Origin of the sequence: Vibrio splendidus (assembly GCF_002873455.1) — a bacterium.
Classification (GTDB): Bacteria; Pseudomonadota; Gammaproteobacteria; order Enterobacterales; family Vibrionaceae; genus Vibrio; species Vibrio splendidus_J.
Genome location: NZ_MCUN01000013.1, coordinates 195,356 through 221,271, shown reverse-complemented (window position 1 = coordinate 221,271; position 25,916 = coordinate 195,356). Strand labels below are relative to the sequence as shown.

26 protein-coding genes are annotated in these 25,916 nt (G+C 44.1%); 14 read left to right on the top strand and 12 right to left on the bottom strand.

Going from position 1 to position 25,916, the window contains the following annotated elements; all coding sequences use genetic code 11:
* Positions 1–48: 48 nt before the first annotated feature.
* From BCU75_RS13725 to BCU75_RS13715, 3 genes are all read left to right on the top strand, one after another.
* Positions 49–615, top strand: coding sequence for a DNA-3-methyladenine glycosylase I (locus tag BCU75_RS13725; RefSeq protein WP_102474191.1), 567 nt, complete (start codon positions 49–51; stop codon positions 613–615).
* Positions 616–724: 109 nt separating this feature from the next.
* Positions 725–1,717, top strand: a complete 993-nt coding sequence (locus tag BCU75_RS13720) for a winged helix-turn-helix domain-containing protein (RefSeq protein WP_102474190.1) — start codon at positions 725–727, stop codon at positions 1,715–1,717.
* Positions 1,708–2,178 (top strand): hypothetical protein, encoded by a 471-nt coding sequence (locus BCU75_RS13715; protein ID WP_076676565.1) that lies wholly within the window; start codon positions 1,708–1,710, stop codon positions 2,176–2,178. Before BCU75_RS13720 ends, BCU75_RS13715 begins: the two co-directional genes overlap by 10 nt.
* A 94-nt stretch (positions 2,179–2,272) precedes the next feature.
* Here BCU75_RS13715 and BCU75_RS13710 read toward each other — a convergent pair whose 3' ends face one another.
* Positions 2,273–3,457, bottom strand: a complete 1,185-nt coding sequence (locus tag BCU75_RS13710) for a cystathionine beta-lyase (RefSeq protein WP_102474189.1) — start codon at positions 3,455–3,457, stop codon at positions 2,273–2,275.
* 183 nt (positions 3,458–3,640) lie between these two features.
* Positions 3,641–5,095 (bottom strand): cardiolipin synthase, encoded by a 1,455-nt coding sequence (gene cls, locus BCU75_RS13705; RefSeq protein ID WP_102474188.1) that lies wholly within the window; start codon positions 5,093–5,095, stop codon positions 3,641–3,643.
* Between the two features lie 366 nt (positions 5,096–5,461).
* Here cls and BCU75_RS13700 point away from each other — a divergent pair, with 366 nt between their 5' ends.
* The 4 genes from BCU75_RS13700 (at position 5,462) to BCU75_RS13685 (ending at position 10,552) form a co-directional block, all read left to right on the top strand.
* The gene (locus BCU75_RS13700) at positions 5,462–6,895 is read left to right on the top strand and encodes a sodium-dependent transporter (RefSeq protein ID WP_012604350.1); all 1,434 of its coding nucleotides are present in this window, start codon (positions 5,462–5,464) and stop codon (positions 6,893–6,895) included.
* A 213-nt stretch (positions 6,896–7,108) separates the two neighbouring features.
* The gene (locus tag BCU75_RS13695) at positions 7,109–8,725 is read left to right on the top strand and encodes a methyl-accepting chemotaxis protein (RefSeq protein WP_102474187.1); all 1,617 of its coding nucleotides are present in this window, start codon (positions 7,109–7,111) and stop codon (positions 8,723–8,725) included.
* Positions 8,726–8,891: 166 nt separating this feature from the next.
* On the top strand, positions 8,892–9,590 hold the full coding sequence (locus tag BCU75_RS13690; RefSeq protein WP_076676557.1) for a TIGR01621 family pseudouridine synthase: 699 nt from the start codon (positions 8,892–8,894) through the stop codon (positions 9,588–9,590).
* Positions 9,591–9,598: 8 nt separating this feature from the next.
* Complete coding sequence (locus BCU75_RS13685; RefSeq protein WP_102474186.1) at positions 9,599–10,552, top strand: class I SAM-dependent methyltransferase; 954 nt, start codon at positions 9,599–9,601, stop codon at positions 10,550–10,552.
* A 75-nt stretch (positions 10,553–10,627) separates the two neighbouring features.
* Here the strand turns inward: BCU75_RS13685 and BCU75_RS13680 are convergent, their stop codons facing one another.
* From BCU75_RS13680 to BCU75_RS13660, 5 genes are all read right to left on the bottom strand, one after another.
* A complete protein-coding gene (locus BCU75_RS13680; protein ID WP_102474185.1) occupies positions 10,628–11,245 on the bottom strand; it encodes a CDP-alcohol phosphatidyltransferase family protein in 618 nt (205 codons plus the stop codon).
* On the bottom strand, positions 11,235–11,885 hold the full coding sequence (locus BCU75_RS13675; RefSeq protein WP_102474184.1) for an ATP-binding cassette domain-containing protein: 651 nt from the start codon (positions 11,883–11,885) through the stop codon (positions 11,235–11,237). The genes BCU75_RS13680 and BCU75_RS13675 overlap by 11 nt, the downstream gene beginning before the upstream one ends.
* Entirely contained in the window at positions 11,851–13,551 is a 1,701-nt protein-coding gene (locus tag BCU75_RS13670) for an ABC transporter permease (RefSeq protein WP_102474183.1), read from the bottom strand. Before BCU75_RS13670 ends, BCU75_RS13675 begins: the two co-directional genes overlap by 35 nt.
* Positions 13,552–13,556: 5 nt before the next feature.
* A complete protein-coding gene (locus tag BCU75_RS13665) occupies positions 13,557–14,723 on the bottom strand; it encodes an ABC transporter substrate-binding protein (protein WP_102474182.1) in 1,167 nt (388 codons plus the stop codon).
* Positions 14,724–15,106: 383 nt separating this feature from the next.
* Positions 15,107–15,553, bottom strand: a complete 447-nt coding sequence (locus tag BCU75_RS13660; RefSeq protein WP_076677744.1) for an META domain-containing protein — start codon at positions 15,551–15,553, stop codon at positions 15,107–15,109.
* A 188-nt stretch (positions 15,554–15,741) separates the two neighbouring features.
* Between BCU75_RS13660 and BCU75_RS13655 the strand changes: the two genes are divergently transcribed.
* Positions 15,742–16,005 carry a DUF1289 domain-containing protein gene (locus BCU75_RS13655; protein WP_081396815.1) on the top strand — a complete coding sequence of 88 codons (264 nt, stop codon included), beginning with the start codon at positions 15,742–15,744 and terminating at the stop codon, positions 16,003–16,005.
* 109 nt (positions 16,006–16,114) lie between these two features.
* Entirely contained in the window at positions 16,115–16,282 is a 168-nt protein-coding gene (locus tag BCU75_RS24435) for a hypothetical protein (protein WP_165690359.1), read from the top strand.
* 57 nt (positions 16,283–16,339) lie between these two features.
* Here the strand turns inward: BCU75_RS24435 and BCU75_RS13650 are convergent, their stop codons facing one another.
* From BCU75_RS13650 to BCU75_RS13640, 3 genes are all read right to left on the bottom strand, one after another.
* Complete coding sequence (locus tag BCU75_RS13650; RefSeq protein ID WP_102474181.1) at positions 16,340–16,642, bottom strand: thiamine-binding protein; 303 nt, start codon at positions 16,640–16,642, stop codon at positions 16,340–16,342.
* Between the two features lie 142 nt (positions 16,643–16,784).
* Positions 16,785–17,006 carry a hypothetical protein gene (locus BCU75_RS13645; RefSeq protein ID WP_102474180.1) on the bottom strand — a complete coding sequence of 74 codons (222 nt, stop codon included), beginning with the start codon at positions 17,004–17,006 and terminating at the stop codon, positions 16,785–16,787.
* A 250-nt stretch (positions 17,007–17,256) separates the two neighbouring features.
* The gene (locus tag BCU75_RS13640) at positions 17,257–18,495 is read right to left on the bottom strand and encodes a DEAD/DEAH box helicase (protein ID WP_102474179.1); all 1,239 of its coding nucleotides are present in this window, start codon (positions 18,493–18,495) and stop codon (positions 17,257–17,259) included.
* Between the two features lie 209 nt (positions 18,496–18,704).
* Between BCU75_RS13640 and BCU75_RS13635 the strand changes: the two genes are divergently transcribed.
* Positions 18,705–19,331, top strand: coding sequence for a LysE family translocator (locus tag BCU75_RS13635; RefSeq protein WP_102474178.1), 627 nt, complete (start codon positions 18,705–18,707; stop codon positions 19,329–19,331).
* 261 nt (positions 19,332–19,592) lie between these two features.
* Entirely contained in the window at positions 19,593–19,949 is a 357-nt protein-coding gene (locus BCU75_RS13630) for a hypothetical protein (RefSeq protein WP_017109877.1), read from the top strand.
* 172 nt (positions 19,950–20,121) lie between these two features.
* Here BCU75_RS13630 and BCU75_RS13625 read toward each other — a convergent pair whose 3' ends face one another.
* Positions 20,122–21,246 carry a M14 family metallopeptidase gene (locus tag BCU75_RS13625; RefSeq protein ID WP_102474177.1) on the bottom strand — a complete coding sequence of 375 codons (1,125 nt, stop codon included), beginning with the start codon at positions 21,244–21,246 and terminating at the stop codon, positions 20,122–20,124.
* A 136-nt stretch (positions 21,247–21,382) separates the two neighbouring features.
* Positions 21,383–21,658: a nitrogenase-stabilizing/protective protein NifW gene (locus BCU75_RS13620; protein WP_102467228.1), complete on the bottom strand. Its 276-nt coding sequence runs from the start codon at positions 21,656–21,658 to the stop codon at positions 21,383–21,385.
* A gap of 306 nt (positions 21,659–21,964) precedes the next feature.
* Between BCU75_RS13620 and BCU75_RS13615 the strand changes: the two genes are divergently transcribed.
* From BCU75_RS13615 to BCU75_RS13605, 3 genes are all read left to right on the top strand, one after another.
* Positions 21,965–23,059 carry a NapC/NirT family cytochrome c gene (locus tag BCU75_RS13615; protein ID WP_102474176.1) on the top strand — a complete coding sequence of 365 codons (1,095 nt, stop codon included), beginning with the start codon at positions 21,965–21,967 and terminating at the stop codon, positions 23,057–23,059.
* 16 nt (positions 23,060–23,075) lie between these two features.
* Positions 23,076–25,529, top strand: coding sequence for a molybdopterin guanine dinucleotide-containing S/N-oxide reductase (locus tag BCU75_RS13610; protein ID WP_102474175.1), 2,454 nt, complete (start codon positions 23,076–23,078; stop codon positions 25,527–25,529).
* A gap of 141 nt (positions 25,530–25,670) precedes the next feature.
* Positions 25,671–25,883: a TIGR02450 family Trp-rich protein gene (locus tag BCU75_RS13605; RefSeq protein WP_102474174.1), complete on the top strand. Its 213-nt coding sequence runs from the start codon at positions 25,671–25,673 to the stop codon at positions 25,881–25,883.
* The last annotated feature ends 33 nt before the right edge of the window (positions 25,884–25,916 follow it).

Genomic DNA, 25,916 nt, shown 5'->3' with positions numbered 1-25,916 from the left:
AGATTGGGGCATTATTTTTATACACGATTATTAAAAGAGACCGTAAAAATGGAAGCGAATACATCGGATAGAACGTGTGCATGGGCACTTAAGCACGAATTAGAAAGGGAATATCACGACGCAGAGTGGGGCGTACCTGTTTATGATGACCAAGTTCTGTTTGAGTTCATTACTTTAGAAGGTGCTCAAGCTGGTCTTAGTTGGATTACGATACTCAAAAAGCGTGAAGGCTATCGTGCTGCGTTTGATAACTATGATCTCAATAAGCTTGCAGCGATGAACGAAGAGAACGTGCCCTATATCATTGAAAACTTCGATGTGGTTAAGCATAAGGGCAAGATAGCCTCTGTATACGGCAATGCTCGAGCAGCGCTTGAACTCCAGAAAGAGTTTGGGTCTTTATCAAATGCTTTATGGCAATTTGTCGATAACAAGGTGATAGAGAACAACTGGACTGAGATGTCTCAAGTTCCCGCTTCTACCGAACGATCTAAGGCAATGAGTAAGTTTTTGAAAAAAAGAGGTTTTAAGTTTGTAGGTGAAACAATCTGTTACGCGTTTATGCAAGCGACAGGTATGGTTAATGATCATTTAGAAGGTTGTCCACACAAATAAAAGTGTTATTTCTTGTCGCGAAATAATTACGTGAAAATTGGAAAATTTACTGGTCATTTGTAAACTATTTAATATCATATGCGACCGAATTCAAACCTAGAAGACGATAGTGAAACAACAAAGCTACCAAATATGCGATGCTAGTTATGATCCCTTGCTTAGGCAGTTTGTGCGTGAAGATGGCCACGTAGAAACTATCGCGCCGTTAGAAGGTAAGGTGTTTCTATTCTTGCTTGAAAATGCCGGAGAGTGCATCGAGCGAGGTCTGATATTTGATAGGTGTTGGGGTAATGTCATTGTTTCAGAGCAAGCTCTGACTAACGTTATCTCAAAGATTCGAAAAACACTGTCTAGGATAACTTGTGGTTGCGCGACGATTCGTACTGTTAGCAAGACAGGGTATTCACTTGAAATTGATGACTCGAGTAAGTTCAACATAACTGAGATAGCATCTTCTCAAGCGACGATAAAGGTACTCGAGTCAAGCGATTCAAAGCTAGAGCCTCAGTCGTCAGTAACTGATGAGCTGTTAGTTTCAACATCTGCTTCAATGGATGAGCTTCCTATGGCACCTTCGGTTACTGAGTCCGTCGCTATTTCGGATCCCGCCTCTGCTTCTCAGCAAACCATCGCCCCCAATTGTGCTCAAAATACTGTTGGCCTAGTATCTTCTAAAACAGCAACAAATGATTATCTCATTAAGGCGGGCTATCTGATCGCACTGGTTTGCTTAGTCGTGACTGCATTTAACCTTTTCCGAACCTACTCCACGCCACAGCCTTATTTTATTGATAAAACAGAGTATCGAGACAACGTCACAGGTGGTACCAACCACTACTTTTTCCATATTGTTCACAATGAAGCCTATGCGTTGCCTGCAATTACTCAAAAGTTAATAGGTGTGATACCTAGCCATTGTAATGTTGATGTATTTGTCCGTATTTACCCGTCAGTAGACCAGCCTGAGAGTGACGCGTTATATATGTTGATTCAGAAGAAAAATGGCGAGGCGCTGAATTACGGAGCCTCGATTTTCAATATAGAGTCATCTTTTGAGTCTTTTGCACAGTATATGGAAAAGAGGGCCAACTTTTGCGACTGATTGGCTTGTTCATTCTATTGGCAATAACAACGGCAAGTTTCTTGTGGGAACAAAACGTCTTGGCGGGTACAAGATGGCATTGTAAAACGATTAAAACTGATTTCTTGTCTGAGTCATTCCAACCGTATCAATCGCTTTACGAGCGCATGAGTATTACCTTTCAGTCGGATCAAACATTTAGTATTAGAGAGTTTGTGACGATTACAGGGAAAGATGGTCGGAAGGGGACGATGGAAAACCTTTACTCTGGTTACTATGGTCTTGATGGAAACAATATGTCGATGAGTATCTTAGATGTTAGAACTGCGACACTTTTCCATGACCCCATTATCAATCAAGAATACAGCAGTTATAAAGGAGTGACCATTGATTACACTATTGCGATGAATGAACAGTCTTTGTATCTGTTCAATAAGCATCGTTCTGAAATTTTTAACTCAGCTTGCTTTAAGGTTCAATAACTGTCGTGACGCAAACTTCTTAGTGAACTTATACGCTTAACTCAACAAGGCGGAATATCCTGCCTTGTTGATTAATTTAGCCCCTGCGTTTAGGTTAAACCAGAGCGCTGTAACGCTCTAACCCCGCTTCTATATCCGCAATCAGGTCATCAACGTCTTCCAAGCCGATATGGACGCGTATTAAGGTACCTTCGAAATTAGGGTTCGCTATCGTTCTCAGGCTATTAAAGCTGCTCGGCTCGTTCGCTAGAATCAAGCTTTCAAAACCACCCCATGAGTAACCCATACTAAAGTGTGTCATGCCATCAAGCAGTGCTGTAGTTGCTTGTGGATTTGAGTTCTTCAGTACGAAAGAGAACAAACCATTACCGCCAGTAAAATCTCGTTTGAAGAATTCATGGCCCGGGCAAGACTCAAGGGCAGGGTGGCGAACATGATCAACCTCAGGTCGAGTCTCCAACCATTTAGCGACTTTCAAGCTGCTCTCTGCGTGTTGGCGCAATCGAACGTCAAGAGTACGAATACCACGAAGTGCTAAATAAGCGTCATCTGGCGAGACACATTGCCCCATCAGGTAGCTTTGCTCTCTTAGTTGATCCCAACATTTTTCATTGGCTACTGCAGTACCCAACATTACGTCAGAATGACCAACAATGTATTTGGTTGCTGCTTGAATCGAGATATTAACACCGAAATCAAATGGTGAGAAGTTCACACCTGCCGCCCAAGTATTATCAAGCATAACGACGATGTCATGTTCGTGAGCAATACGAGCCAGAGTCGGAACATCTTGAACTTCCATGGTGACTGAACCTGGAGACTCGGTAAATAATACCTTGGTATTTGGCTTGATAAGGTCTTGGATACCTTCGCCAATCGTTGGTTCGTAGTAGGTCGTCTCTACACCCATCTTCTTCATGATGGTGTCACAGAAATCACGAGTCGGCTCGTAACAGGTGTCGACCATCAGAATATGATCGCCTGTTTCTACAAAAGAAAGAATGGCATTTGAAATGGCTGCAGTACCACAAGGGTAGAGTGCACAACCCGCGCCGCCTTCGACTTCAACCATAGCATCTTGGAAAGCGAAATGAGTGTTGGTTCCACGGCGTCCGTAAAAAAGCGTTTTATTAGCACGATTAATCGTAGCTTTGCGTTTCTCTTCTACTGAGTTGAACACGACGGTAGAAGCGCGTTGTACTGGTGGATTAACGACACCATTAGTCCACTTTTTATCACGACCTGCAGTGATCAGTTTAGTGGTTTTGTTTTCGGACATGCTGTGAATTCCTTATCAATCGGTTATGTCCTATTTAAAACATGCCAATAGCATTCAAAGCAAGAGCTGAGGGGGAGTTTTTATGCTTTTCTTTCGCTTTTTAACCTTTCACGTCTTTTATTGTAAAAGGTTAAAAATCCGATAAGCAGCGAGTGAAGAGTCGTAGTGGACTCATTGATTGGATTACAGCAGTGGGTTGAACAAGTAGAACAGTCGTTCGAAGAATTTGTTACGTAAGTTTCGTTGCTCCCATTGCTCCAATTCCACTGGATGAGATGATTCAATATAGGATTGCTGCAAATCAAACAGTTGCTTGGTGAAGTGTACGTCATCAACGGCTAGTGTCACTTCGAAGTTTAACCAAAGGCTACGCATGTCGATATTGACCGTTCCGATTAAGCAAAACTCTTCATCAATCACTACCGATTTGGTGTGAAGAAGGCCACCGTAAAATTCGTAAATCTTAACGCCAGCTTCAAGTAACTCTGTATAGAAAGCGCGAGAAGCCCATTTAACCATCAATGAATCGTTGTTGTGTGGAATGATCAGTTCTACGTTTACACCCCTTTGCGCTGTCATTTTAAGTGTTTCGAGTAAATCGGCACTTGGGACAAAATAAGGTGTTGTGATGCGTACTGATCGATTTGCCTGATTAATGGCAATGGTCAAAACTTGCAAAATCAAATATTCAGGCATACCTGGGCCCGATGGAACAACTTGAACCGGATGATGGGTCATTATTTCTTCAACAGGGCATTCTGGTATGTCGGGGAGAATTCGTTCGCCCGTCTCGACTTCCCAGTCCCAACCATGAATTGCCGACAATACGTTAACGGTTGGCCCGGTGACTCTGACCATTACGTCGATCCATTGACCAACGCCAGAGCTTTGCTTGAAATGAGCGGGATCAACCATGTTCATCGAACCAGTATAGGCGATGATTTCATCAATCACGATGATTTTACGGTGTTGTCTTAGATCTAAGCGGCGTAAGAAAATACGCCAAGGGCTTACTTCTAATGCTTGCACAACTTGCACACCAGCGTCTTTCATCATTGAGTGCCAATGACTTTTGAAAAAGCGCGGGCTACCTGCCGAGTCGAGTAAAACCTTAACATCTACGCCGCGCTTGGCCGCTCGAATCAGCGCGGAGGCTACGGAATCGGTTAGGCCACCAGGATGCCAAATGTAGAAAACCATCTTGATACTGGTTTGTGCATTTTCTATATCTTCGATAATTGCGTGCAGGATCTCATTGGGTGAAGCTTGCAGTGAAAGTGTGTTCCCACTGAGTGCAGGAATACCCATTCGATTATTACAAAGCTCATCAATCTTGTGAATTGGGGAACCAACTTTACCTGGAAGGTGAACCTGACAATCATTTAATTGGCGGAACCAATCACCAAACGGAGTAAACATACGATGTGCGCGCTCAGCCCGCTTTCTACCTAGGTTTAGCTCTCCGAAAAGGAAATAACAGCCTACGCCAACAATCGGGATAATGTAGATAACCATCAACCATGCGAGAGAAACGCTGACAGAGCGTCGTTTTAGTACGACACGAAAGGTCACACCGGCTACGAGAACCCAGTACAAAGCAACAGAAGCCAAAGTTAAAAAATGGTAGAGCTTTTCCACATTGAATACTCGAAAAAAGAGACACTTAGATAGTAATGCTATTTTGCGGATATGGGAATTTAAGGAATCAACTATTTACAAAATAGAGCAAAAGCTGTAAACAGGTTAAAGTTGTTAAGTTTTAGTTAACTTAAGAAGAAAATGATTGTTTTGTACGGAAAGTCGGCATTTAACCATAAAAATTTACATTGGTAACGAAATTTGTACGGTTCGGGCTTCCAATTTTATTCTTAAACTGGTTTACTTGCTATACAAAGAGCGTCAATCAAATCTTTTAGGGTTGTAAATTATTGTTTACGCCTTTCTTTTAAAAGACGCCACCCAAAGCAAAACACAACATCACATAACACAAAATTTGGAGTACACGTGGCCACTAGTAATACAACCACAACACCCCGCGATACCTGGGGTTCGAAATTAGGATTCGTAATGGCTGCAGCAGGTTCTGCTGTTGGTCTAGGTAACATTTGGAAATTCCCTTACACAGCAGGCGAAAGTGGCGGCGGTGCATTCGTTGCAATTTACCTGTTTTTTGTAATCTTCATCGGTTTCAGTGTCATGCTGACTGAATTTGCGATTGGCCGTCATACGCAAAAATCAGCAGTAGGTGCATTTAAATCAACTGACCGTCGTTGGACGTTCGCTGGTGTTATCGGCGTAGTCAGTGGTCTACTTATCATGGGTTTCTACCCTGTAGTAGGTGGCTGGTCTATCGCATACATCGGTAAGATTGCTGGTGGTCTACTAGACGCACCTGAAGCAATTGGTGACAGCTTCGGTGGCTTTATCTCAAACCCAGTTCAACCACTTATGTGGATGGGCCTATACCTACTACTTAACGTTGTTATCGTTATGAAGGGTATTTCTGGCGGTATTGAGAAAGCGGGTAAGATTCTGATGCCACTTCTTTTCATCATCCTTATCGTGGTATCAATCAAAGGCCTAATGCTTCCGGGCGCGATGGCTGGTCTTGAATTCCTATTCAGTCCTGACTTCTCTAAAGTAGACAGCGGTGTAATTCTAGCAGCACTAGGTCAAGCATTCTTCTCACTATCTCTTGGTATGGGTTGTATGTTGACTTACGGTTCTTACCTTAAGAAGAAAGAGAACCTAGTTCAAACTACAGCTATGGTTACGGCGATGGATACAGGCGTTGCTATCCTAGCTGGTGTTGCAATGTTCCCTGCAATGTTCGCATTCGGCATGGAGCCTGCAGCGGGTCCTGGTCTAGTGTTCGTTGTTGTTCCTCAGCTATTCGCTGAAATGGGCGGCGTAGTTGGTCTTCTATTTGCACTAATGTTCTTCGTTGGTCTAAGTGTTGCGGCACTAACTTCTTCAGTATCTCTACTTGAAGTCGTGGTTTCGTACCTAATCGATGAGAAAGGCATGAAGCGTGTGACTGCAGTACTGTCTGCAAGTGTAGTAATGGCGATTCTATGTATCTTCGCTTCTCTATCACTTGGCGGCTTCGGTCCAACACTGTTTGGTACTGGTGCATTTGATATCTTCGACTTACTAACGGATAAAATCTTCCTAGCAGTTGGCGGTATGTTGGTATGTATCTTCGCTGGTTGGAGACTAAACCGTGCTGACCTAGAGAAAGAAATCACTAACGACGGTGAAGTATCTTTCCCACTATTCGGTCTATGGTACACACTTGTTAAGTACATCATCCCAGTAGCTATCGCTATCGTAGCGTTCATGGGTATCTCTTCTGGCTTCGACAGCGGTAAAGGTGCAATCATGCTACTCGGTATTGGTATCATTGCTGGCTCTGCGCTTATCTCTAAGAAGTTATAGTTCTGAGAAGCTATAGCTCTAAGAAACCATAGCTCTTAGAAGCTACAATCGCGAGTTAAAGTAAGTTAAGAAACGGGAGCCCTTAGGCTCCCGTTTTTTTTATGCATAAAACTTAATTATCTAAGAAAAATAAACAGTAAAGTTATCAGTCTGGTAGCCGATATAAAGCAAGTGATAGCTGATTGAGCTGTATTTTATTTAAGTAGGTGTTGTGTGAAATTGTCAGTTAGGAAAAAGTTGTATGCTGGTTTTGGCTCTATATTAGCCGTACTAGTGATGTTGGTGGGTATCGTATGGATTGAGGTCATCAATGCCCATAAAAGTGCTGATGAGATCCGTTTGGATGATGTCCCAGGGACGGTCACCTACCTATTGTTAATTGATGAAGCTGGGGATGTTTATCGAGATGCATTGGGTGCAATCGCCCAAGTAGATAATGCACTCAATGATTATCGAACGAACAAGAACGAATTTGCTCAAGCAATTGAACAAGCAAAACGCTTGGAGAGCCGAGGATCAGAAGATCACCGTCGTGTTCAGCGAATCGAAGAGTTAATGGGACGCTTCACTCAAGAGTTTGAATCGAAACTTGTACCTAAGATCAACGATGAGTCTGCGCTGTTATCGAATATCCAGCAGCTTCGTTCTTTGTATGAGAGCAACCTAATCCCAGTTGAAAAATTACTGGATCAAGCATCGGCAAGTGAGCGTGCTGATACAGAGCAATCGCTGCTTGTTTTAACCGAGTCGTTTACCACTATTGAACGTACCATCATGGTGTTGTCTGCCATTGCGATCGTATTTGGTGGTGTGATTGCGTATGTATTGTCGAGTTCTATCACCAACCGTCTAACTCGTGTTGAACAAGTTGCGCGACGCGTAGCAAATGGTGACCTAACGGCTGGGGATATCGTTGATGATTCCGGTGATGAACTGGCGGATCTTGCTACGTCGATCAATCAGATGCAGAAATCATTGGTCGATCTATTAGGTTCTATCTCTTCAGTAACCAACCAAGTTCAATCGGTTACCGGCGAACTGTCGTCGATTAGTCATGACATCGTTTCTGGTGCATCGGCACAAGCGGATAAAGCGAATCTGATTGCAACTGCAGCGGAAGAGCTCAGCTTGACCATTTCGGAAGTGGCGCAGCAGGGCACTTCAACTTATGAAGAAGCGCGACGTTCTGAGTCTTCAGCAGAAGATGGCCGTAATGTGATTGTTGAAATGGTCGCGAGTATTCAACAAGTGTCGACTCAAATGAGTGATATGTCTGTGCAAATGAACGCGCTAGGTTCACATGGTGAGCAGATTGGCAGCGTCATTAAGGTGATTGAGGATATCGCAGGGCAGACAAACCTATTGGCGTTGAATGCTGCGATTGAAGCGGCACGAGCGGGCGAATTTGGACGTGGATTCGCAGTGGTTGCTGATGAAGTACGAGCACTAGCAGAGAGAACCACAAAAGCGACGCAAGAAGTATCAGGGATCATCCAGTCCATTCAATCTGGTACTCAAGAAGCGGTTACTTATACCCAAGATAACTGTCGTTTAGTTGAGATTGGCGTAGAGCAAAGCTCTGGTGCGGTATCTGCACTCGAAGCTATTGTGAGTGGCGCAGCTAACGTGCAAAGCATGGTAAATTCCATTGCCACAGCAGCAGAAGAACAGACGGCTGTAACCAAAGAAATTGCAGCGGATATTACGGCGATCAGTGACATCTCAGAGCAATCCTTACAATTGGCGACTCGTAGTTCTGAAAATACATCAGGCCTTAATGCTAAGGTTGCCGAGCTTGAAGCGCTTGTCGGTAAATTCAAACTCGCTTAGCGCTTAATGCGTGTTGGTTAGGGATTAAATATCCAGCACAGAAAGCAGCCAGATAAAAGATGAGCCCAATGATTCAATATTTATTGAGTTGATTGGGCTTTCTCGTAACTGGAATCTGGGTTCAGACACGGTATACTCCACGTTCTACAATGGAGCTAGCCTTTAAATGTTCGACATTCTTCTGAATCACTCTGATTTTTTACTTATTAATAAACGTCCAGGCGTCAGCGTCCACAAAGACGATGGTGACACTATGTTGCTTCAAGAAGTTGCTAACGCGATCAATGAGCCTAAGTTATATCTTGTGCATCGCCTAGATAAAATGACCTCGGGTATTCTTTTGCTAGCAAAAAATGCAGCGGCTGCGAGTGAACTTTCGCAACTGTTTGCAAGACGAGAAGTAGAGAAATACTACCTTGCGATTGGTTCAAAAAAACCAAAGAAAAAACAAGGACTAATTGTAGGTGATATGGAGCGTTCAAGACGTTCTAGTTGGAAGTTACTTGCGACCAAAGTAAACCCTGCCATTACGCAGTTTTTATCTGCAACGGCTGAACCCGGTGAGCGGTTACTTTTATGCAAACCTTATACGGGAAGAACTCATCAGATTCGTGTTGCGATGAAGTCGATTGGTTCGGCTATTGTTGGTGACCCTATTTATAATCCATCGAATGAAGCTGACAGAGGTTATCTGCATGCTTTCGCGATTCGATTTACCTATCAATCTCAAGCTTATGAATATGTCTGCGATCCAAGGAGTCTTGATTCCTTAGGTGAGAAGTGGCATCAAGAAACCGTGTCTAATGGTTTAGATAGTTGGCTTGAACCTTGGTCATTAACTTGGCCAAAGCTAAACACTAAGTGAGTGAAATAATGGAAGCATCAGCTTTACCTCTGTTTTTTAGTCATATTGAACAGCAACTTAATGAAGTGCCGAATGAACTACGCCGTATTTTTCACGGTCGTGGTAAGTTTTGGCCAGGCCTAGATCAACTAACATGTGATTGGGTTGATGGGCAGTTATTGATTAACGTATTCAAAGAAGTGGATGACGAGTTCTTATCATCTCTTAAAGCGGGACTGGTCGATCTCACCAATAAAGATATCTGGCAAGTAAAGCAGGGCACAAGTATTGTTCTGCAACATCGTTATGCCGATGGTGCGCCGTCAGAGGTTTTATGGGGTGAACTCAATGACTCACCCGTCGTGGTTGAGCACGGTTTAAAGTACCAACTAGACATTGGGCGCAATCAAAACTTTGGCTTGTTCCTCGATATGCGTAATGGTCGTCAATGGGTACAAGACAATGCTGAGGGCAAGAACGTCCTTAACTTGTTCGCATACACTTGTGGTTTCTCTGTCGCGGCTATTGCTGGTGGTGCTCGTCAATGCATGAATGTGGATATGTCTCGCGGCTCGCTGAATAAAGGTCGAGATAACCACCGCTTGAATGATCACGACATGCGCTCGGTTAACTTCCTTGGCTACGATATTTTTAAGTCGTGGGGGAAAATCAAAAAGGGTGGTCCTTACGATTTGGTTATCATCGATCCGCCGTCGTTCCAAAAGGGCAGTTTTGCACTAACCAAAGATTACAAAAAGATCTTACGTCGCTTACCTGAGCTTCTAACTGAAGGCGGTGAAGTGATTGCTTGTGTTAACTCGCCAGTTGTATCACCTAACTTCTTGATTGAGACGATGGCAGAAGAGGCTCCTAGTGTTGAGTTTATCGAGCGCCTCGATAACCCGCCTGAGTTTGTCGATGTCGACCTTGATTCAAGTCTGAAGGTGCTGAGATTTCAAATTAAAGCCTCTGCCGACGCTTAATTGAATTTCAGAATCAGCTAAAAACGCCGCTCATATGAGCGGCGTTTTTGTTTATGAAGAATGCAGACATTCGCACTAGCTGGTTTGATTCTTGAGAGTTTGGAATCCAAAATAAATACGCATGAACGTAGTTAACCAACACGCTGCGCCAAAGGTATAGGCAATAACGGCAAAGTGCTGAGGAAAAATACAAAACACAATAAAACAGGCGATGGTTTCTGTACCTTCGGTTAACCCCGACATGTAGTACAAAGACTTATGTTTATAAACTGGATTCTCAATGCCTCGCTTGCCGGCCATAACTGCAAACGCTAAAAAGCTGCTACCAGTGCCGATAAAAGAGAAAATCAAAAATGCACCGGCAATGGCGTTATGTTCTGGGTTTGCGATAACAAACCCAAAAGGGATTAACGAATAGAAAAGGAAATCTAGGCTGATATCGAGGAAACCGCCCGCATCACTAATGCCTTGGATTCGAGCCAACGCCCCATCAAGCCCATCACATACTCTGTTAAACACAATGAAGCCTAACGCCCAATCGTATTGTTGAAATGCCAATGCTGGAAACGCTAAAAATCCTACCAGAAAGCCAAACAGGGTGGTTTGATTGGCAGTGACGCCGAATCTATTAAGTAGTTTGGCGGATTGATTTAGCGGCCATTTGATGACCTTAATAGAGTACTTATCTAGCATGGTTACTTCCCCATGGCCAAGACAGAACTTTTGCACCTTGAGGCACATCGGCTTGATCGTGCGTCACCATTAGTGTCGGAATATTCGCTTTAGTGAGTTGTTCAAATACCCAGTCGCGAAACTGGGCTCTGAGTTCTTGGTCGAGCTTACTGAACGGTTCATCAAGCAACGCCAATTTCGGTTTCGCCAATAGCATACGAGTTAAACTAATTCTCGCTCGCTGGCCGCCAGATATTTGATCGGGAAACGAATCAGCCAAGCGGGTCAGTTCAATGTCTTTTAACGCTTTCATTGCTTGTTGTTGGCGATCTGAACCCTTAACAGAGTTAGGTAGCGAAAAGGCCAAGTTCTCCCACACTTTTAGGTGTGGAAACAACAAGTCGTCTTGAAAAAGAATACCGACTTCACGTTGATGTGAAGGGAGGTCATCCAGCTGAATATCGTTCAACATAACGGTACCAGAGTATGAAAACTCATCATTTAGGTGACCAGCTATGGCGTCTAACAAAGTCGATTTTCCACAGCCGCTTGGGCCCATCAAAGCCAATACTTGGCCTGATTCTAATGTTACATTTAGCGCTGAAAACAGCGATTCACCACCATTTTTATGAATGGCGAGGTCGTTGAGGTGCAGACTCATTAGTTAGAAAACCTTTAAAAGTAAGACGGCGATATCTGAGTTGAAGTCGGCTGACCAATATCGCTAAAGAGAAAAAGAACAGAGGCAACAAAGCCTGCCAAATTGCATAAATTGCGGTTACCCTGCGGTCGAAGCCACTGGTAAGCGCGACGGCTTCTGTGGTGATAGTACTAATGCGACCCGCACCGAGCATTAATGTTGGTAAATACTGAGCCAAACTCACACTGATCCCAACCGCCCAAGCAAAAGCGACCGCAGGGAGTAATATCGGGAGTTTGATTGAATACCAACTTTGAAATGGCGATTTGCCTAAGCTCAGTGAAGCTTTTATCAGTCCATCATTGAAGCTTTTCCATGGGCCGTCCAAAGACAGATACACAAAAGGAAAGGCGAAGAAAACATGCGCCCAAATAACCCACAGCTCATAGGCACTGCTGCCAATGTATAGAGTAGTGATTTGCATGCCGAACAATACCGACAGTTGAGGTATCAACATTGGAATGGCGATAACAAAGCCTGGAACTTGCCACTTGTATTTAATTCGGTACTCATGCGCAACGAGCGCAAGTAATAAAGCGATTGAGGCAGCAATCAGACCAATCCATAAACTTTGTCCAACGGTGCTCATGATGCCATCCCATTCGAATTCCCAGAAGCGCATACTGTAGCGACTAGGAAGCAAATCAGGAAAGCGCCAACGCTGAGCAAAACTCCAAATTCCCATTAACGGAATGATCATCAAAGATAGTGCAGCCAGAAGCGTAAATATCGTTTTCCCCGGTAGGTTTACGCCTGTTCTGCCTGAATATTGCCAAGCTCTAAAGTACTTAAGCACAGCCCGCTCTATTAAACGCGCTAAGGCGATGATCAACGAAGCCAAGCCAAATAAAACAATAGCACCAGCAGCAGCTCGTGGTAATAGGTTAAGGTCAGGATCGTTGAACCATTGCCACACTAAAACGGCAAAAGTCGGCGGGTTGGTTGGGCCAATGATGAGCGCGATGTCGACAACTGATACGCTGTAGGCGAGTACAGCCAGCATTGGGAAGCGAAGCTTAGTAAACCATTGTGGGAAAATACACTTCCACCAGATCTGAGTGCGACTGTAACCGAGCGATGCACTCACCTTGGTAATACGTTCTACATCGATTTGTTGAAGTATCGAAATGCTCATCAGCAACAAGAAAGGAACTTCTTTGAGTGCCAACATGAGGATGAGGCCAAACGCGTATGGGTCTTTGACCAACAGAGCCAACTCAGAGCTTGTAGCCGATTCGCCGATCAAGTGATGTACTGCTCTTGCGCCAAGCCCTGTCGGACTAAACAGAAAAGCAAAGCCGATAGCGAAAGCAACATGTGGAATGGCAAGCATTGGCGAAAGCGTTAGCTCAATCTTTCTCCAAAACTTGTTTCCCCAAGAAGCCTGGAGAATACAAAAGGTCAGGAAGCAGGCTATGTAGCTGCTTGCTATCGCTGATCCTAGGCTCAAGCTAATAGAGTGCCAAGCACCTTCCCATTGAAATACTTGGCTAAAACCGTTGAGTGTTGGCTCCTCTAAACCTAGGGGCGGGATGAAACTCAGTGACGAAGCCACTACTCCCGCTACCCCAGGAATGGTTGGGATAATGCACACAACTATAACAACAAAATATAGAGCGCGTAGCATGAAGGTTAGTTACCGTATCGCTTAAGCCACTCTTTCTCGAGCGCGTTTTGCCAGCTAGGATGTGGTTCATCAACTGATTTAAATTGCTGGGTGTTTTTAGCACTGCCAGTTAGGTACTTGCTGCTTAACACTGAAGGATCACCCCAAACATTGAGGTCACCTTTGCGAGACTGTGCCTCTGGGCTCAGTAAGAAGTTGATGGTCACTTGAGCACCTGCGGTTGCATTAGCATTCCAAGGAATAGCCAGGAAGTGAATATTAGATAAAGCACCGCTTTCTAGCGCATAAGCCTTGGTGGTTTCGGCTAGGCGACCACTTGCTTGTGCTGAATAAACAGAGTTTGGGTTGAACGTAATCGCAAGATCGAGCTGTCCGTCATCCAGAAGTTGAATGCTTTCAGATGTACCTGCAGGAAATTGCTTTCCGCCTCGCCATGCCACTTTATGAAATTTATCTAAGTAAGCCCACAGTGGCGTGGTTACTGCTTGGAAGGTATCTTCTGAAACCGGCTGAGCCAGTGCAGGGTTATTGTCTGTTAGTTCGATCAGTAAAGACTTAATGAAGCTCGTACCATGAAATTCTGGTGGGCGAGGGTAGCTTAAGCGATTTGGAAAAGCCTGAGCGTAGTTCAACATCTCTGAAAATGATTGTGGCGGATTGTGTAGCGTTTCTTGGTCGTGGATGAACACAAGTTGCCCAACGCCCCACGGAGCCTCTAAACCTTCTGTCGGCTCGGAGAAATCGACATCAATAGGCAGAGACTTATCGACATACTGCCAATTTGGAAGTGATTCCGTAAATGGACCGAACAATAGAGCGTTGTCTTTCATCGAACGGAAGTTCTCGCCATTGATCCAGACAATATCGACGCTGCCTTCGCTGTTCTTTCCTGCCGCTTTTTCAGCAAGTAGTCGAGTAGTCGTTTCCGCAATGTCGGTTACTTTCACATGCTTTAACGTAACACCAAAGTCACTTTGTAATTTTTTGCCTGCCCACTGTAGGTAACGATTGATTTCTTGGCTTCCGCCCCAAGCGTGAAAGTAGACAGTTTCTCCCTCTGCCTGCTGTTCTATTTGGTTCCAGCTGTCGGTTGATGTTGTTTCATCAGCATAAATGGTTGCGCTGTATGCAACGGTTGCCATGATTCCTAACGTACTTACTATCTTGTTCATAAACTTTTCCATTTGGTAGTGAACGGGCAAGAGCACTGTATTTTCGAACTCCCTAACAGTTATTCTATCTGTTTCTGAAATAAATTCTAATTCAACAGTAAATTCAATCAATTACTTGAGAAGACGCAGGGAGTTTGAGGTTGAGTTTTGTTCGATAAGCAATCATCTAAAAAACTTAACAGACTCTAGGCTTTTGCCATCCTAGCAACAGACCGCTGAGCCAGTGAATTTATTGCACTTAAATGAGAGATTTTTGAGGTTTATTGGAGGTTGGTGCGAAAAGTCGGTGATGAGTGTCAATTTTGAAGAAGTAGTGAGGGTCTGCTGATAATAAAAAAGGAGCCATCAGGCTCCTTCAATCAAAATTTGGTTTCGATGATGGATTAGTTTACCCAGTCACGAATTGTGTACGTTAGCGTGTGTACATCATTTTTCAGTACTAGCGTATCGTTTGTTAGGGTTACGTCGCTCCACTCGCTTAAAGTCGCAGAAACCGATTGTTCGATTTCCATCGCAGGACCGTGACACATTTTCATTGTCATACCCATTTGCTTGATACGGAATTGACCGTCTTTCAGCTCGCCTTGACCGAAGAAGTTGTTACAACCAGCCATGCCGTTTGCAGTCATCTTTTCGCCGATCTCTAGACGAGGAGCTGCTTGATCTTCGCTTTTCTCAATGTCCTTGCCATCAATTTGAGCAAGTTCCCAATTATGGTGCTGTAGATCGGTTGGTGTTACTTGCATCGCGTTGTCACCTGTTGTTGTACATGCTGCTAGCATCATAGGTAAAGCGGCTACTGCTAGTAATTTTTTTGAACTAAACTTCATATTATAAGGCTCCAAAGGAAAGAACGAAGTTACCGAATAAGTGTAACTTGATGGGTTCAAAGTATAGTTTACAAAACACTATATGTGTCAGTATAAGGTCATAGTTTAGTATGAGTTTTATGAGCTAGGCGACAAATTAATCGCTTATTTTTTAATTAGTAAGCTCAATATTGAATGTGTAAGGAGGCATGGTGGAGCAGTTAGAGTTTTTCCAAGTCCCAAGCCCTTGCGTCGGGGTTTGCTCAAGTGATGATAAAGGCTATTGCAATGGGTGTATGCGCAAAAGAGAAGAGCGTTTTAATTGGATGTCGATGACTCCGTCAGAACAATTGCACGTGATTAAGCTTTGTCGTCAGCGTTACAGAAGAAAAGTAATGAAGCAAAAAAACTTGGTTGGTAAGTCGGTCGACGAAGAGGGAAATACAAGCCCTCAAAGAGATCTTTTCGGTTAATGAGGAAGCATCAAGATTTTATTTAACTCCGAGGTAACTATTACTTTACATAATGGTTGGGGTGTAATATTAAGGTAGGTACCTTTGTACCAGAAGGAGTGATGTTGGTATGAATAAAAAGAACGCAAAACTCAAAAAAGAACCGGTCAAAGCTCTGGAACGAAAATCCATTGGGGCTAAACATGACCCTGAAGAGAGCCCGCGTGATTGGCATTCGATGTCAGAAGAAGAACGAATGGAAATCCTTTCTCACCTTTCAGACATGCCTTTTCAATAACGCCACTGGTTCTTCAGAGTCTTTCTTAAAGCTCGATTTTCTGAAACAAAAAAGTTACTAAACAAACATGTGGTTCGCTTTCGTTACACCACGATGATACGTGCAAAATGTATCATCGGCCTCGGTGGTTTTACTGTGAATCTTAATGTTTGTGATCACTTCTACAGCCCCTGCATCGTAGCAAGCTTGCTCTGCTTTTTTAACGATATCGAGTAATTGGTTGAGTTCACCTTTCATCGTGGTTTCCATCGCACCAACTTGGAAAGGCACATCGGCTGATTTCACAACTTCAATTGCTTGATCAACCACTTCGAAGTTGTTGCCTTCTTTAACGCGAGGGATCACTTGGAAGGCAACCATCACTTCTTTTTCTCTTTTTAACTCAGACACGTTCTGCTTACTCTAGGATAGGGAATTGTTGCAGATGATAGGTTAATGCGGAGACAAATTCTACAGCGACTACGCTACTTTATTTGCTAAGTCAGTGACTTCCGATATCGACTTACTTGTTACCCCAGTGGTCGCTAACCCAACCACCAATATGCTCATCAAAATGACTGCCACTGAACCTCTGGTTACGTTCCACCGAGGTATCACAGTCATCTTTGTTGTCTATCAGGTTTTGTATGTAGTTTGCCATCGGGTCACTGGAACGCTGACGATCTCGGCGAGTAGCCACTTCCTTAATCAGTTGTAATCGATATGTAGAGCTTGCACGTTTCATTTCAATGACCTCCCGGTTTTTAGACACTAATAGAAAAATCTAGTTGCCAGATATAGGGGCGTCAACGTGATTTTAGAGTATTTTTTTTGAGCAACCAAGAATCAATACGTTGGCATCATAATTAATAAAAATGTCATTTAAATTGGTGTCTTTGCGGTAATTAGAGGGCGTGATGTTATATTTTATTGCATATGAAAAGCCCAGTAAAAACTGGGCTAATTGACTTTCTGTGGTTATTTTGAAGAACTGGTTATTTCGAAGAATTTGGCTTGCTCTTAAATTGCTTAACACTCTTCTTTTTTGCCGTTCTGCGATTGGCCATTTTGTCCTTTGGTGGACGTTTTCTCGCAGTTGTTTCAGATGCGGGTTTATCCGTTACTGGAAAACCTTTTAATGATTGCAACGGAAGTGCTTTGTTGGTGAGGGTACGGATGGCGTTTAAATGCTCAGTTTCACTGTGGCTCACAAGGGAAATTGCGAATCCAGTGCTTCCTGCTCTGGCTGTGCGCCCGACACGGTGTACGTAAGTCGCAGAGTGAGATGGCAAGTCAAAGTTAATTACTACAGGTAGTTGGTCTATATGTATGCCTCTAGCCATCACATCAGTTGCGATCAACACTTGTGTTTTACCATTTTTGAAACTTTCTAATGCTTCCGTTCTTTCTTCTTGGCTTTTGTTGCCGTGTAAAGCACTTACGCTAATTTTTGCTTTATTCAGTCGCTTGGTCAGCGCGTCAGCATTGTCTTTGGCACTGATGAAAACCAGTACCTGTGGCCACTGGTGTTGGTTCAGTAATGCGATGAGCGCTTGAGGTTTACTTCCCTTGTTCACTAGATAGAGCGTTTCTTCAATGGCTGAAACGACACTGTTCTCTTGATGGGTTGTGATCTTTACGGGATTAGTAAGTAGCGCCTCAGTCTGACTGACCAGTTCTTTTGGTAGCGTAGCCGAAAACAGCAGTGTTTGATGTTTTTTAGGAAGAGCAGAAATAATGGTTTGAACATCTGGCCAAAATCCCATGTCGAGTAAACGGTCTGCTTCATCAAGAACTAAGGACTCGCATTGGCTTAGCACTAGTTTACTCTCTTGAATAACGGCAAGTAGGCGGCCAGGAGTTGCGATCACGAGTTGTGGCTTTTCTAACAATTGTTGTTGCTGACTATCGATATCAACTCCACCAGTCAGTGTCACTGTTTTGATATCGAGAGCGGTTGCGATGGGTTTTAGAGCTTTGGCTACTTGAGAGGCAAGTTCACGGGTTGGAACAATGATGATCGCTTGCAGTTCGCGCATTGCAGCATTGATGTTATTTAACATAGGTAAGCCAAACGCCAATGTTTTCCCGCTGCCTGTTTGGGCTAAGGCTAGAACGTCTTTGCCCGAAACAATATGGGGAATAGCCGATTGCTGCACCTCTGTAGGAGTATGAAGGTGGGTGGGGATCGCAGCAATAGTTTGAGCGTTAAGGGTTAGGCTATCAAATGACATAAATGAACCAAGTATCAAAAGGGAGGAGGAGTCTAACAGGGCTGTAAATGTTAGAGAATCAGTTTTGTACGTTACACGATAAACGGATTCATTATACGCGTTATTTCTGGATGATCGCCATGCAAGTTAATTAAGCGTTTGTCATATTGTAATGCTATCGAATGGACGTACAATATCGGCCCTAAAAGTGTTCATGAAATGAGTTCGAAATGAGTTTGGACAGTATCTGGCTGTTTGTTGTTATCGTGTTTTTTATTGCCATTATCCCGGGCCCTAATGCTTTATTGGTATTAAGCACAGCATTGACTCAGAGGAAGTTGTTCGCATTTGTGAACGTGCTAGGTGTGTCTTGTGGTTTCTTTTTTCATGCCTTTATTTCGGCCAACGGAATTAGTTTGTTACTTTCGAACACACCAATGGTCTTTGAGGGGTTAAAGTGGGCTGGAGTTTTGTATCTTAGCTGGCTTGGATATAACCATTTTCGTGCGGCACGGCGTGCTCAAAAGGGTATGCTTTCTGTAATCAGTGCATCGGGGAGTAAGCTTTATAACCAATTTTTCAAAGGGCTTCTCACTAATTTACTGAACCCTAAAATCGTCCTGTTTTATCTTTCGGTATTCCCTCAATTTGTTTCAACAGATGCGATTGTGACAGACAGCCTAATACTCGGTGCAATTCAAGCGACAGTGGTGTCGATGTGGTTCTTAGTCGTGATCTTAATGGCAGATACGTTTAAGCGCTTGTTGGTTCAAAAGCGTACCTCGCAAATGATGAACACTGTTTGTGGGATTCTATTTGTGGGCTTCAGCATTCAGTTGGCGTTGTTCCAGCTTTAGGGGACCCACATGAAGAATTGAGCATTTACCTATCGGTTCAGATCTCATTCCCGACTTCCTGACTCAGCTCTCATTTCCGATTCAGTTCTCATTTTTTACTGAATGCTAAGCAATTGTTGTTTCTCTGTATAAATCTCTAAAGCATTGGCTCTTAAAGTCGATATAATAACCAGCTATCAATTTGGTGAATGTGTTCGTTCTAAATCCAATTGAAGCTAAAGGCTATTGCTTGACCGAATAAACAGACACAGGGAGTCACAGATGAGTGAAGAGTCATTCACCCAGAAACGCAAATATTACCGCTTGAAGTACCCAAAAAAGGCACGTCCAGTGATGCGAATTAAGGATGAGCTTTTTCATGTCAGTGAGGTCTCTGAAAAGGGTGTGCGTTTGATGATGCGTAACATCATTCCTGTTTATCGAGGCTTCTCAATGGCGGGCAGTTTAAGACTGCACGATAACAACACCATTGATATTAGTGGTGCAGTGCTGCGACAAGAAGGCGATGAAGTGATCGTTCAGTTATTACAAGGACCAAGCTTCAAGGATATGGTTTCAGAACAAAGGCACATTAGGCAAAGATACCCCGTATTTTTTGCGAGCCTCAGAGTGGCATAGAAAGCTTTTAAGTTAGATGCCTTAAAACCCAAGCCGCTCATCCCCCCAAATTACTCGATTCTAAGCTGAAATTAAAAAGCCCAGCACTTTCGCAAGTGCTGGGCTTTGCTATGTATGTAAGCAAACTAACTATAAGGACAAACTAAGGAGCTTAGCCTGTCTATGGTTCGTTTTATAGCTCGTCTACTGTTGCCCAAACGGCTGCTAGCATGTCGTGACCAAAAGCGATGCTGCGTTCAGGAGACCAACCGTAAAGTTCATCAGCGTGGCTGATGTGATCTTTGAATGGCATCTCTACTGTGTAAGACAAGCACTTGAACTGCTCGCCGATCCAGTTTGTGCCAACGGTCATATTCGCTTTGCCCAGTTCATCTTTATCGTAACCAAATTCATCTTGGAATTCTGGTGTGATAGTCAGCAGTGCTTGCTTAAAGTGGTTCTCTAGTTTTGCAATGCGTTCGTTGTATGAAGGTGTGCCTTCGCTACCCGCAACAAAGTTATATGGAATCGCTTCATCACCGTGAATGTCTAGACACAGGTCAACGCCAGTTTCTAGCATACGCTCGCGCACAAGGAAAACCTCTGGGCTGCGGTCCATCGAAGGTGATTGCCATTCACGGTTCAGGTTAACGCCAATTGCGTTAGTACGCAGGTGGCCGCGGATGCTGCCATCTGGGTTCATATTCGGTACAACGTGGAAAACAACGTTGTCTAGAAGAGATCGACCGACAGTGTCTGTCTCATCAAGCAGGCGTTGCAGCAAACCTTCGATCAACCACTCAGCCATCGTCTCGCCAGGGTGTTGGCGACCAATAACCCAGATGTTCTTCTTCTCTTCACTTGGCTCACCGATAGTTAGCAAAGTGATGTCGTTGTTGTCTAGGGTGTGACCCAACGTTTCAAGCTTACATGCCGGGTGCGTTTGAGCACTGTGAAGAAGGTCTTGGTGACGATCGTATGAGTACGGTGCGAAGTACGCAAAGTACATTGAATCGTGTTCAGGGATGATATCAAAGCTTAATATATCGCCATCGAACTGAGATGGAATGCGGAACCACTCTTCACGGTCATAAGATGCAACCACATCGTAATCTTTCCAGCCTTCAGGGTAGGCAGATGTAGCTAATTGGCCGATTTCAAAGTGATGAGCTTGTTGAGCTTCACTTTCTAAACGGAAGTGAAACCATTGAGAGATTTCAGTCTGATTGTCTGCTGGGATAGTCAGTTGAATGTTTTGTGGTGAATCTGCTGAAACGACGTGAATGTTGCCGCTTTCGAAATTGCTGAAAATTTTCATTGTAGTTTCTATCTCGTAGTTGAGTTGCCGTAAGACTAGCACACTTTTTTTTGACCAAACCACTGACTAGATCCCAATGAGATGTTATTTCAACTGTCTACTTTTAGTTCTCTATTTCTTAACAGCCATCTCCGGTCTATCGGCGCTGGCATGTTGTACATCCGCGACAAGCAGAGCGCGTGTGGCGATCTAACTTGCTACGTTGAACCTTGCAATAAGCGTTTTTCAATGCTCTTCGTCCAGAAAACCAATCATCAGGTTTTGACAGAATCAGATAACCATTAAATCGCTTCACAAGCTCGATTCTATTTTGGTTGATGAACTTGCTATCAAACCCAATTTCAAAGTAATCAAGCGCTTGTTCAATCGAGGTGAAACTCGCCATTTTTTGTTGGAATTCTGTTTGAATCATCGCGTATTGAATTTATGGAAAATAGAAAGCAGACATTATATTGAAGTTACATTTAGTTCTTTGACCTAGGGAGTGATTTAGTGTCGTCATTGCTTGTTTGATTAGTATATAGAATGCAAGTCTGCCCATTAGTTAGCTTGGTGATTGGGTGTCGGGTGGGGCGTTTTTATAAACTTGCATCGGGCCTAAATAAAGGTTCATTTTTTGCTCCTCGGAATACGAACCATGATCCACGTCAAACAAACCTACCCCTAAAGTACTACTCTACTCGTAATTGTAAGCAATTGTTGAAGATGATTAAAAATTATGACAATAAAAAAACGTTACATCGCACTAATAGCAGCGGTTGGTATAGGTATTGGTTGGTTGACCTTAGGTGGAACAGCCGCTGTTATGCACTACACATCGAGCACTGAGTTTTGTGTGTCTTGCCACACCATGGAAACTCCGCACAAAGAGTACCAAGGTTCGGTCCATTTCAGTAACGCAAAAGGCATTCGAGCAGAGTGTGCGGATTGCCATATTCCAACAGATCCGGTGGACTACGTGATCACTAAAGTGAGAGCGTCTAAAGACATCTACCACGAGTTTATTTCAGGGAAGATCGACACGCCTGAGAAATATGAAGCGCATCGTAAAGATATGGCTGAGACAGTTTGGGCTCAATTCCGTGAAAACGATTCAGCGACGTGTCGCTCTTGCCACGATTTCGATGCAATGGAAACATTCGAACAATCTCGTGATGCGGCGAAAATGCATGCATATGGCAAAGAGAACAATCAAACGTGTATCGATTGTCACAAAGGCGTCGCGCATTTTGCTCCTGAAGCTCAGCTAGATAGCAAAGCGTTCGATACTCTGATTGCATTTACGAAAAACACGCCAGTAGATGCGAAAGTGGTTTACCCAGTAACTGATATCGCAATGGGCGAATTTGGTAACCTAAACCCGACAGCGAAACTAGAAGTGATTAAAGCGGAAGGCGACAACCGCACTGTGACGCTGAATGCGTTCCAAATGAAAGGCGCTGAGCAAGTGCTTTACTACGGCGAAGGCCAACGTTCAATTGTTGCGACTTTGACTGAGCAAGGGCAATCCGCACTTAAAACGGGTGAATACAAGGCGGATGCTTACGGTAACGAGTGGCGTTCAGTTGCGTTAACTGGCGATATTGCGTCTCCAGTTGTCGATAGCCTAGATCCAATCTGGTCTTATGCAGAAGAGTTAGACAACGTTTATTGTTCAACTTGTCACGCAAAAATTCCTGGTGAGCACTTCACCGTTAACGCTTGGGGACCGGTAGCGAAAGGTATGGGAACTCGTACAGATATCTCAGAACAAAACCTTGAACTGCTGACTAAGTACTTCCAAAACCACGCGAAAGACGTTGTTGGCCACTAATAGTAAGGAATAAAAAATGACAGATATTACACGTCGCGGATTTTTAAAAGGCACAGGTATGACTGCTGGTGCAATGGCGTTTACGTCGTTCTCTCCAATGTCAGTCGCTTCGTCAAACACGCGTGGTAAAGGTGTTCTAACGGCCGGTCGTATGGGGCCTATGTTGTGTGAAGTGAAAGACGGCAAGCTAGTGTCTACAACGAACGCAGTACCTCAAACCGTTTTCAACAGCCTTCAAACAACAGGCCCAGATCAAGTACATACCAAAGCGCGTATTAAATACCCTATGGTGCGCAAGAGCTACTTAGATAACCCGTTAGCGCCTAAAGCAGTGCGTGGTAGCGATGAGTTTGTTCGCGTATCTTGGGAAGAAGCGTACAAACTAATACACGAACAGCACATGCGTATTCGTGAAAATAACACCCCAGATGCGATTTTCGCAGGTTCATACGGTTGGCGTTCTAGTGGTGTGCTTCATAAAGCACAAACCTTACTTCAACGTTACATGGGTATGGCTGGTGGTTACTCAGGTCATATGGGCGATTACTCAACAGGTGCTGCGCAAGTTATCATGCCGCACGTTGTGGGCTCGATTGAAGTATACGAGCAGCAAACAACGCATCCAATGGTGTTAGAGCACAGTGATGTAGTGGTGCTTTGGGGTCTAAACCCAATGAACACTTTGAAGATCGCATGGAGTTCAACAGACTGCTCAGGGTTAGAATTCTTCCATCAATTGAAGAAATCGGGCAAGACAGTGATTGCTATCGACCCAATGCGCTCTGAAACCATTGAGTTCTTTGGCGACAACGCAGAGTGGATTGCTCCACACCCAATGACTGACGTGGCTATGTTGATGGGTATTGCCCATACGTTAGTCATCAAAGGTAAGCACGACCGAACGTTTATTGATAAATACACGACAGGCTATGACGTTTTTGAAGATTACCTGATGGGTAAAGAAGACGGCGTAGTGAAAGATGCTAAGTGGGCATCAAGCGTGTGTGGCGTGCCAGTTAAGCAGCTTGAATTGCTGGCTGATATTTTCAGCAGTAACCGCACTATGTTGATGGCAGGTTGGGGTATTCAGCGTCAACAGTTTGGTGAGCAACGCCACTGGATGTTGGTAACTCTTGCTGCAATGCTTGGTCAGATTGGTTTGCCTGGTGGTGGGTTCGGCTTCTCTTACCACTACTCAAATGGTGGTAATCCATCTCGTGATGCTGGTGTATTGCCTGCAATGTCTGCATCTTTAGGTGCTGTCGCGGGTAGTGATGAGCGTGGCTGGTCTGCGACGGGCAAGGTGATTAATTCGTTCCCTGTTGCTCGTATTGTTGAAGCCCTAGAAAACCCGGGCAAAGCGTATAAGCATAATGGTCATGACCGTGTGTTCCCAGATATCAAAATGATCTGGTGGGCGGGTGGTGGTAACTTCACTCACCACCAAGATACGAACCGTTTGATCAAAGCGTGGCAGAAACCGGAACTAGTTGTGATTTCAGAGATTTACTGGACTGCAGCCGCTAAGCATGCGGATATTGTTCTGCCTATTACAACATCGTTTGAGCGCAACGATCTGACGATGACGGGTGACTACAGTAACCAACACTTAGTTCCAATGAAAAAAGCGGTTGAGCCACAAGGTGAAGCCCGTAACGATTTTGATGTATTCGCAGATATGGCAGAGCTTTTAGCTCCTGGTGGCCATGAGGTGTACACCGAAGGCAAAACAGAAATGGAATGGTTGTACCAATTCTACAAAGCCGCTCAACAAGGTGGCCGCGCAGCACGTGTTGCAATGCCGAATTTCAGCAAGTTCTGGGAAGATAACCAGCTGATTGAGATGAAGTGGAACGACAAGAATGCGAAGTTTGTTCGTTACGCTGACTTCCGTGAAAACCCAATCATGAACCCGCTCGGAACACCAAGTGGCAAGATTGAAATCTTCTCTAGAACGATTGAAGGCTATAAGCTTGATGATTGCCCTCCACATCCAACTTGGATGGAGCCGACAGAGTACACAGGTAATGCTAAAGATGGCGAACTGCAATTGATGACAGCGCACGCCGCGCACCGTCTACACAGCCAGTTTAACTACGCGAAGATCCGCGAAGAGTACGCGATTGCAGATCGTGAGCCGATTTCAATTCACCCTGAAGATGCGAAAGCTCGAGGCATTAAAACCGGTGACTTGGTTCGTGCACACAATGGTCGCGGACAAGTGTTGGTAGGTGCATTAGTGACTGATGGCATCAAGCAAGGCTCTGTATGTATCCATGAAGGCGGTTGGCCAGATTTAGATAAAGATACAGGCCTATGTAAAAACGGTGGCTGTAACGTGCTTACGTTGGATATCCCGACGTCTCGATTGGCCAATGGTTGTGCTGCAAACTCTGCGCTTGTGAAAATTGAAAAATACACAGGCCCAGTATTAGAACTAACGGCATTTGATCCACCTAAAAATGGTTAATCTTTAACGAGAAATAGCTAACTGAATGAAGCCAGCCTAATCGCTGGCTTTTTTTTGATCCTTTTCACGAGCTGAAGACTATTACTTGTGTCGGCTAGACAGCCCATAATAATCAATGACATCTAAGCGAGAAATAAGCTCATGAATCGAATCAATCCCAAGAAACTACTTCGCAGCAAATGGACGGCCGTTAGCCCAGTAAAGAAAGAAAAGCACTTTATGGTGACAGAGATCGAGTTTGAAGAAGGAGAGGTCATTCGTTGCTTGATAGAAGCCGTGATGACTAAACGAGAAGAAGATATCAACTGGCGGGATCTAACGGACAAGGAACATTGGCTTCCTGGTTGGAAATAAGTGTATCAAGTAGAGGTCTGCTGCTCAGCTCTA

Excerpts from the sequence above, each read along its gene's own strand:
- BCU75_RS13655 (WP_081396815.1), top strand. The coding sequence starts at position 15,742 with ATGGTGGAGCAGTTAGAGTTTTTCCAAGTCCCAAGCCCTTGCGTCGGG.
- BCU75_RS13685 (WP_102474186.1), top strand. The coding sequence starts at position 9,599 with ATGGAAGCATCAGCTTTACCTCTGTTTTTTAGTCATATTGAACAGCAA.
- BCU75_RS13645 (WP_102474180.1), bottom strand. The coding sequence starts at position 17,006 with ATGAAACGTGCAAGCTCTACATATCGATTACAACTGATTAAGGAAGTG.
- BCU75_RS13675 (WP_102474184.1), bottom strand. The coding sequence starts at position 11,885 with ATGAGTCTGCACCTCAACGACCTCGCCATTCATAAAAATGGTGGTGAA.
- BCU75_RS13605 (WP_102474174.1), top strand. The coding sequence starts at position 25,671 with ATGAATCGAATCAATCCCAAGAAACTACTTCGCAGCAAATGGACGGCC.
- BCU75_RS13620 (WP_102467228.1), bottom strand. The coding sequence starts at position 21,658 with ATGATTCAAACAGAATTCCAACAAAAAATGGCGAGTTTCACCTCGATT.
- BCU75_RS13630 (WP_017109877.1), top strand. The coding sequence starts at position 19,593 with ATGAGTGAAGAGTCATTCACCCAGAAACGCAAATATTACCGCTTGAAG.
- BCU75_RS13665 (WP_102474182.1), bottom strand. The coding sequence starts at position 14,723 with ATGAACAAGATAGTAAGTACGTTAGGAATCATGGCAACCGTTGCATAC.
- BCU75_RS13635 (WP_102474178.1), top strand. The coding sequence starts at position 18,705 with ATGAGTTTGGACAGTATCTGGCTGTTTGTTGTTATCGTGTTTTTTATT.
- BCU75_RS13670 (WP_102474183.1), bottom strand. The coding sequence starts at position 13,551 with ATGCTACGCGCTCTATATTTTGTTGTTATAGTTGTGTGCATTATCCCA.
- BCU75_RS13615 (WP_102474176.1), top strand. The coding sequence starts at position 21,965 with ATGACAATAAAAAAACGTTACATCGCACTAATAGCAGCGGTTGGTATA.
- BCU75_RS13660 (WP_076677744.1), bottom strand. The coding sequence starts at position 15,553 with ATGAAGTTTAGTTCAAAAAAATTACTAGCAGTAGCCGCTTTACCTATG.
- BCU75_RS24435 (WP_165690359.1), top strand. The coding sequence starts at position 16,115 with ATGAATAAAAAGAACGCAAAACTCAAAAAAGAACCGGTCAAAGCTCTG.
- BCU75_RS13710 (WP_102474189.1), bottom strand. The coding sequence starts at position 3,457 with ATGTCCGAAAACAAAACCACTAAACTGATCACTGCAGGTCGTGATAAA.
- BCU75_RS13625 (WP_102474177.1), bottom strand. The coding sequence starts at position 21,246 with ATGAAAATTTTCAGCAATTTCGAAAGCGGCAACATTCACGTCGTTTCA.
- BCU75_RS13725 (WP_102474191.1), top strand. The coding sequence starts at position 49 with ATGGAAGCGAATACATCGGATAGAACGTGTGCATGGGCACTTAAGCAC.
- BCU75_RS13690 (WP_076676557.1), top strand. The coding sequence starts at position 8,892 with ATGTTCGACATTCTTCTGAATCACTCTGATTTTTTACTTATTAATAAA.
- BCU75_RS13640 (WP_102474179.1), bottom strand. The coding sequence starts at position 18,495 with ATGTCATTTGATAGCCTAACCCTTAACGCTCAAACTATTGCTGCGATC.
- BCU75_RS13680 (WP_102474185.1), bottom strand. The coding sequence starts at position 11,245 with ATGCTAGATAAGTACTCTATTAAGGTCATCAAATGGCCGCTAAATCAA.
- BCU75_RS13650 (WP_102474181.1), bottom strand. The coding sequence starts at position 16,642 with ATGGTTGCCTTCCAAGTGATCCCTCGCGTTAAAGAAGGCAACAACTTC.
- BCU75_RS13610 (WP_102474175.1), top strand. The coding sequence starts at position 23,076 with ATGACAGATATTACACGTCGCGGATTTTTAAAAGGCACAGGTATGACT.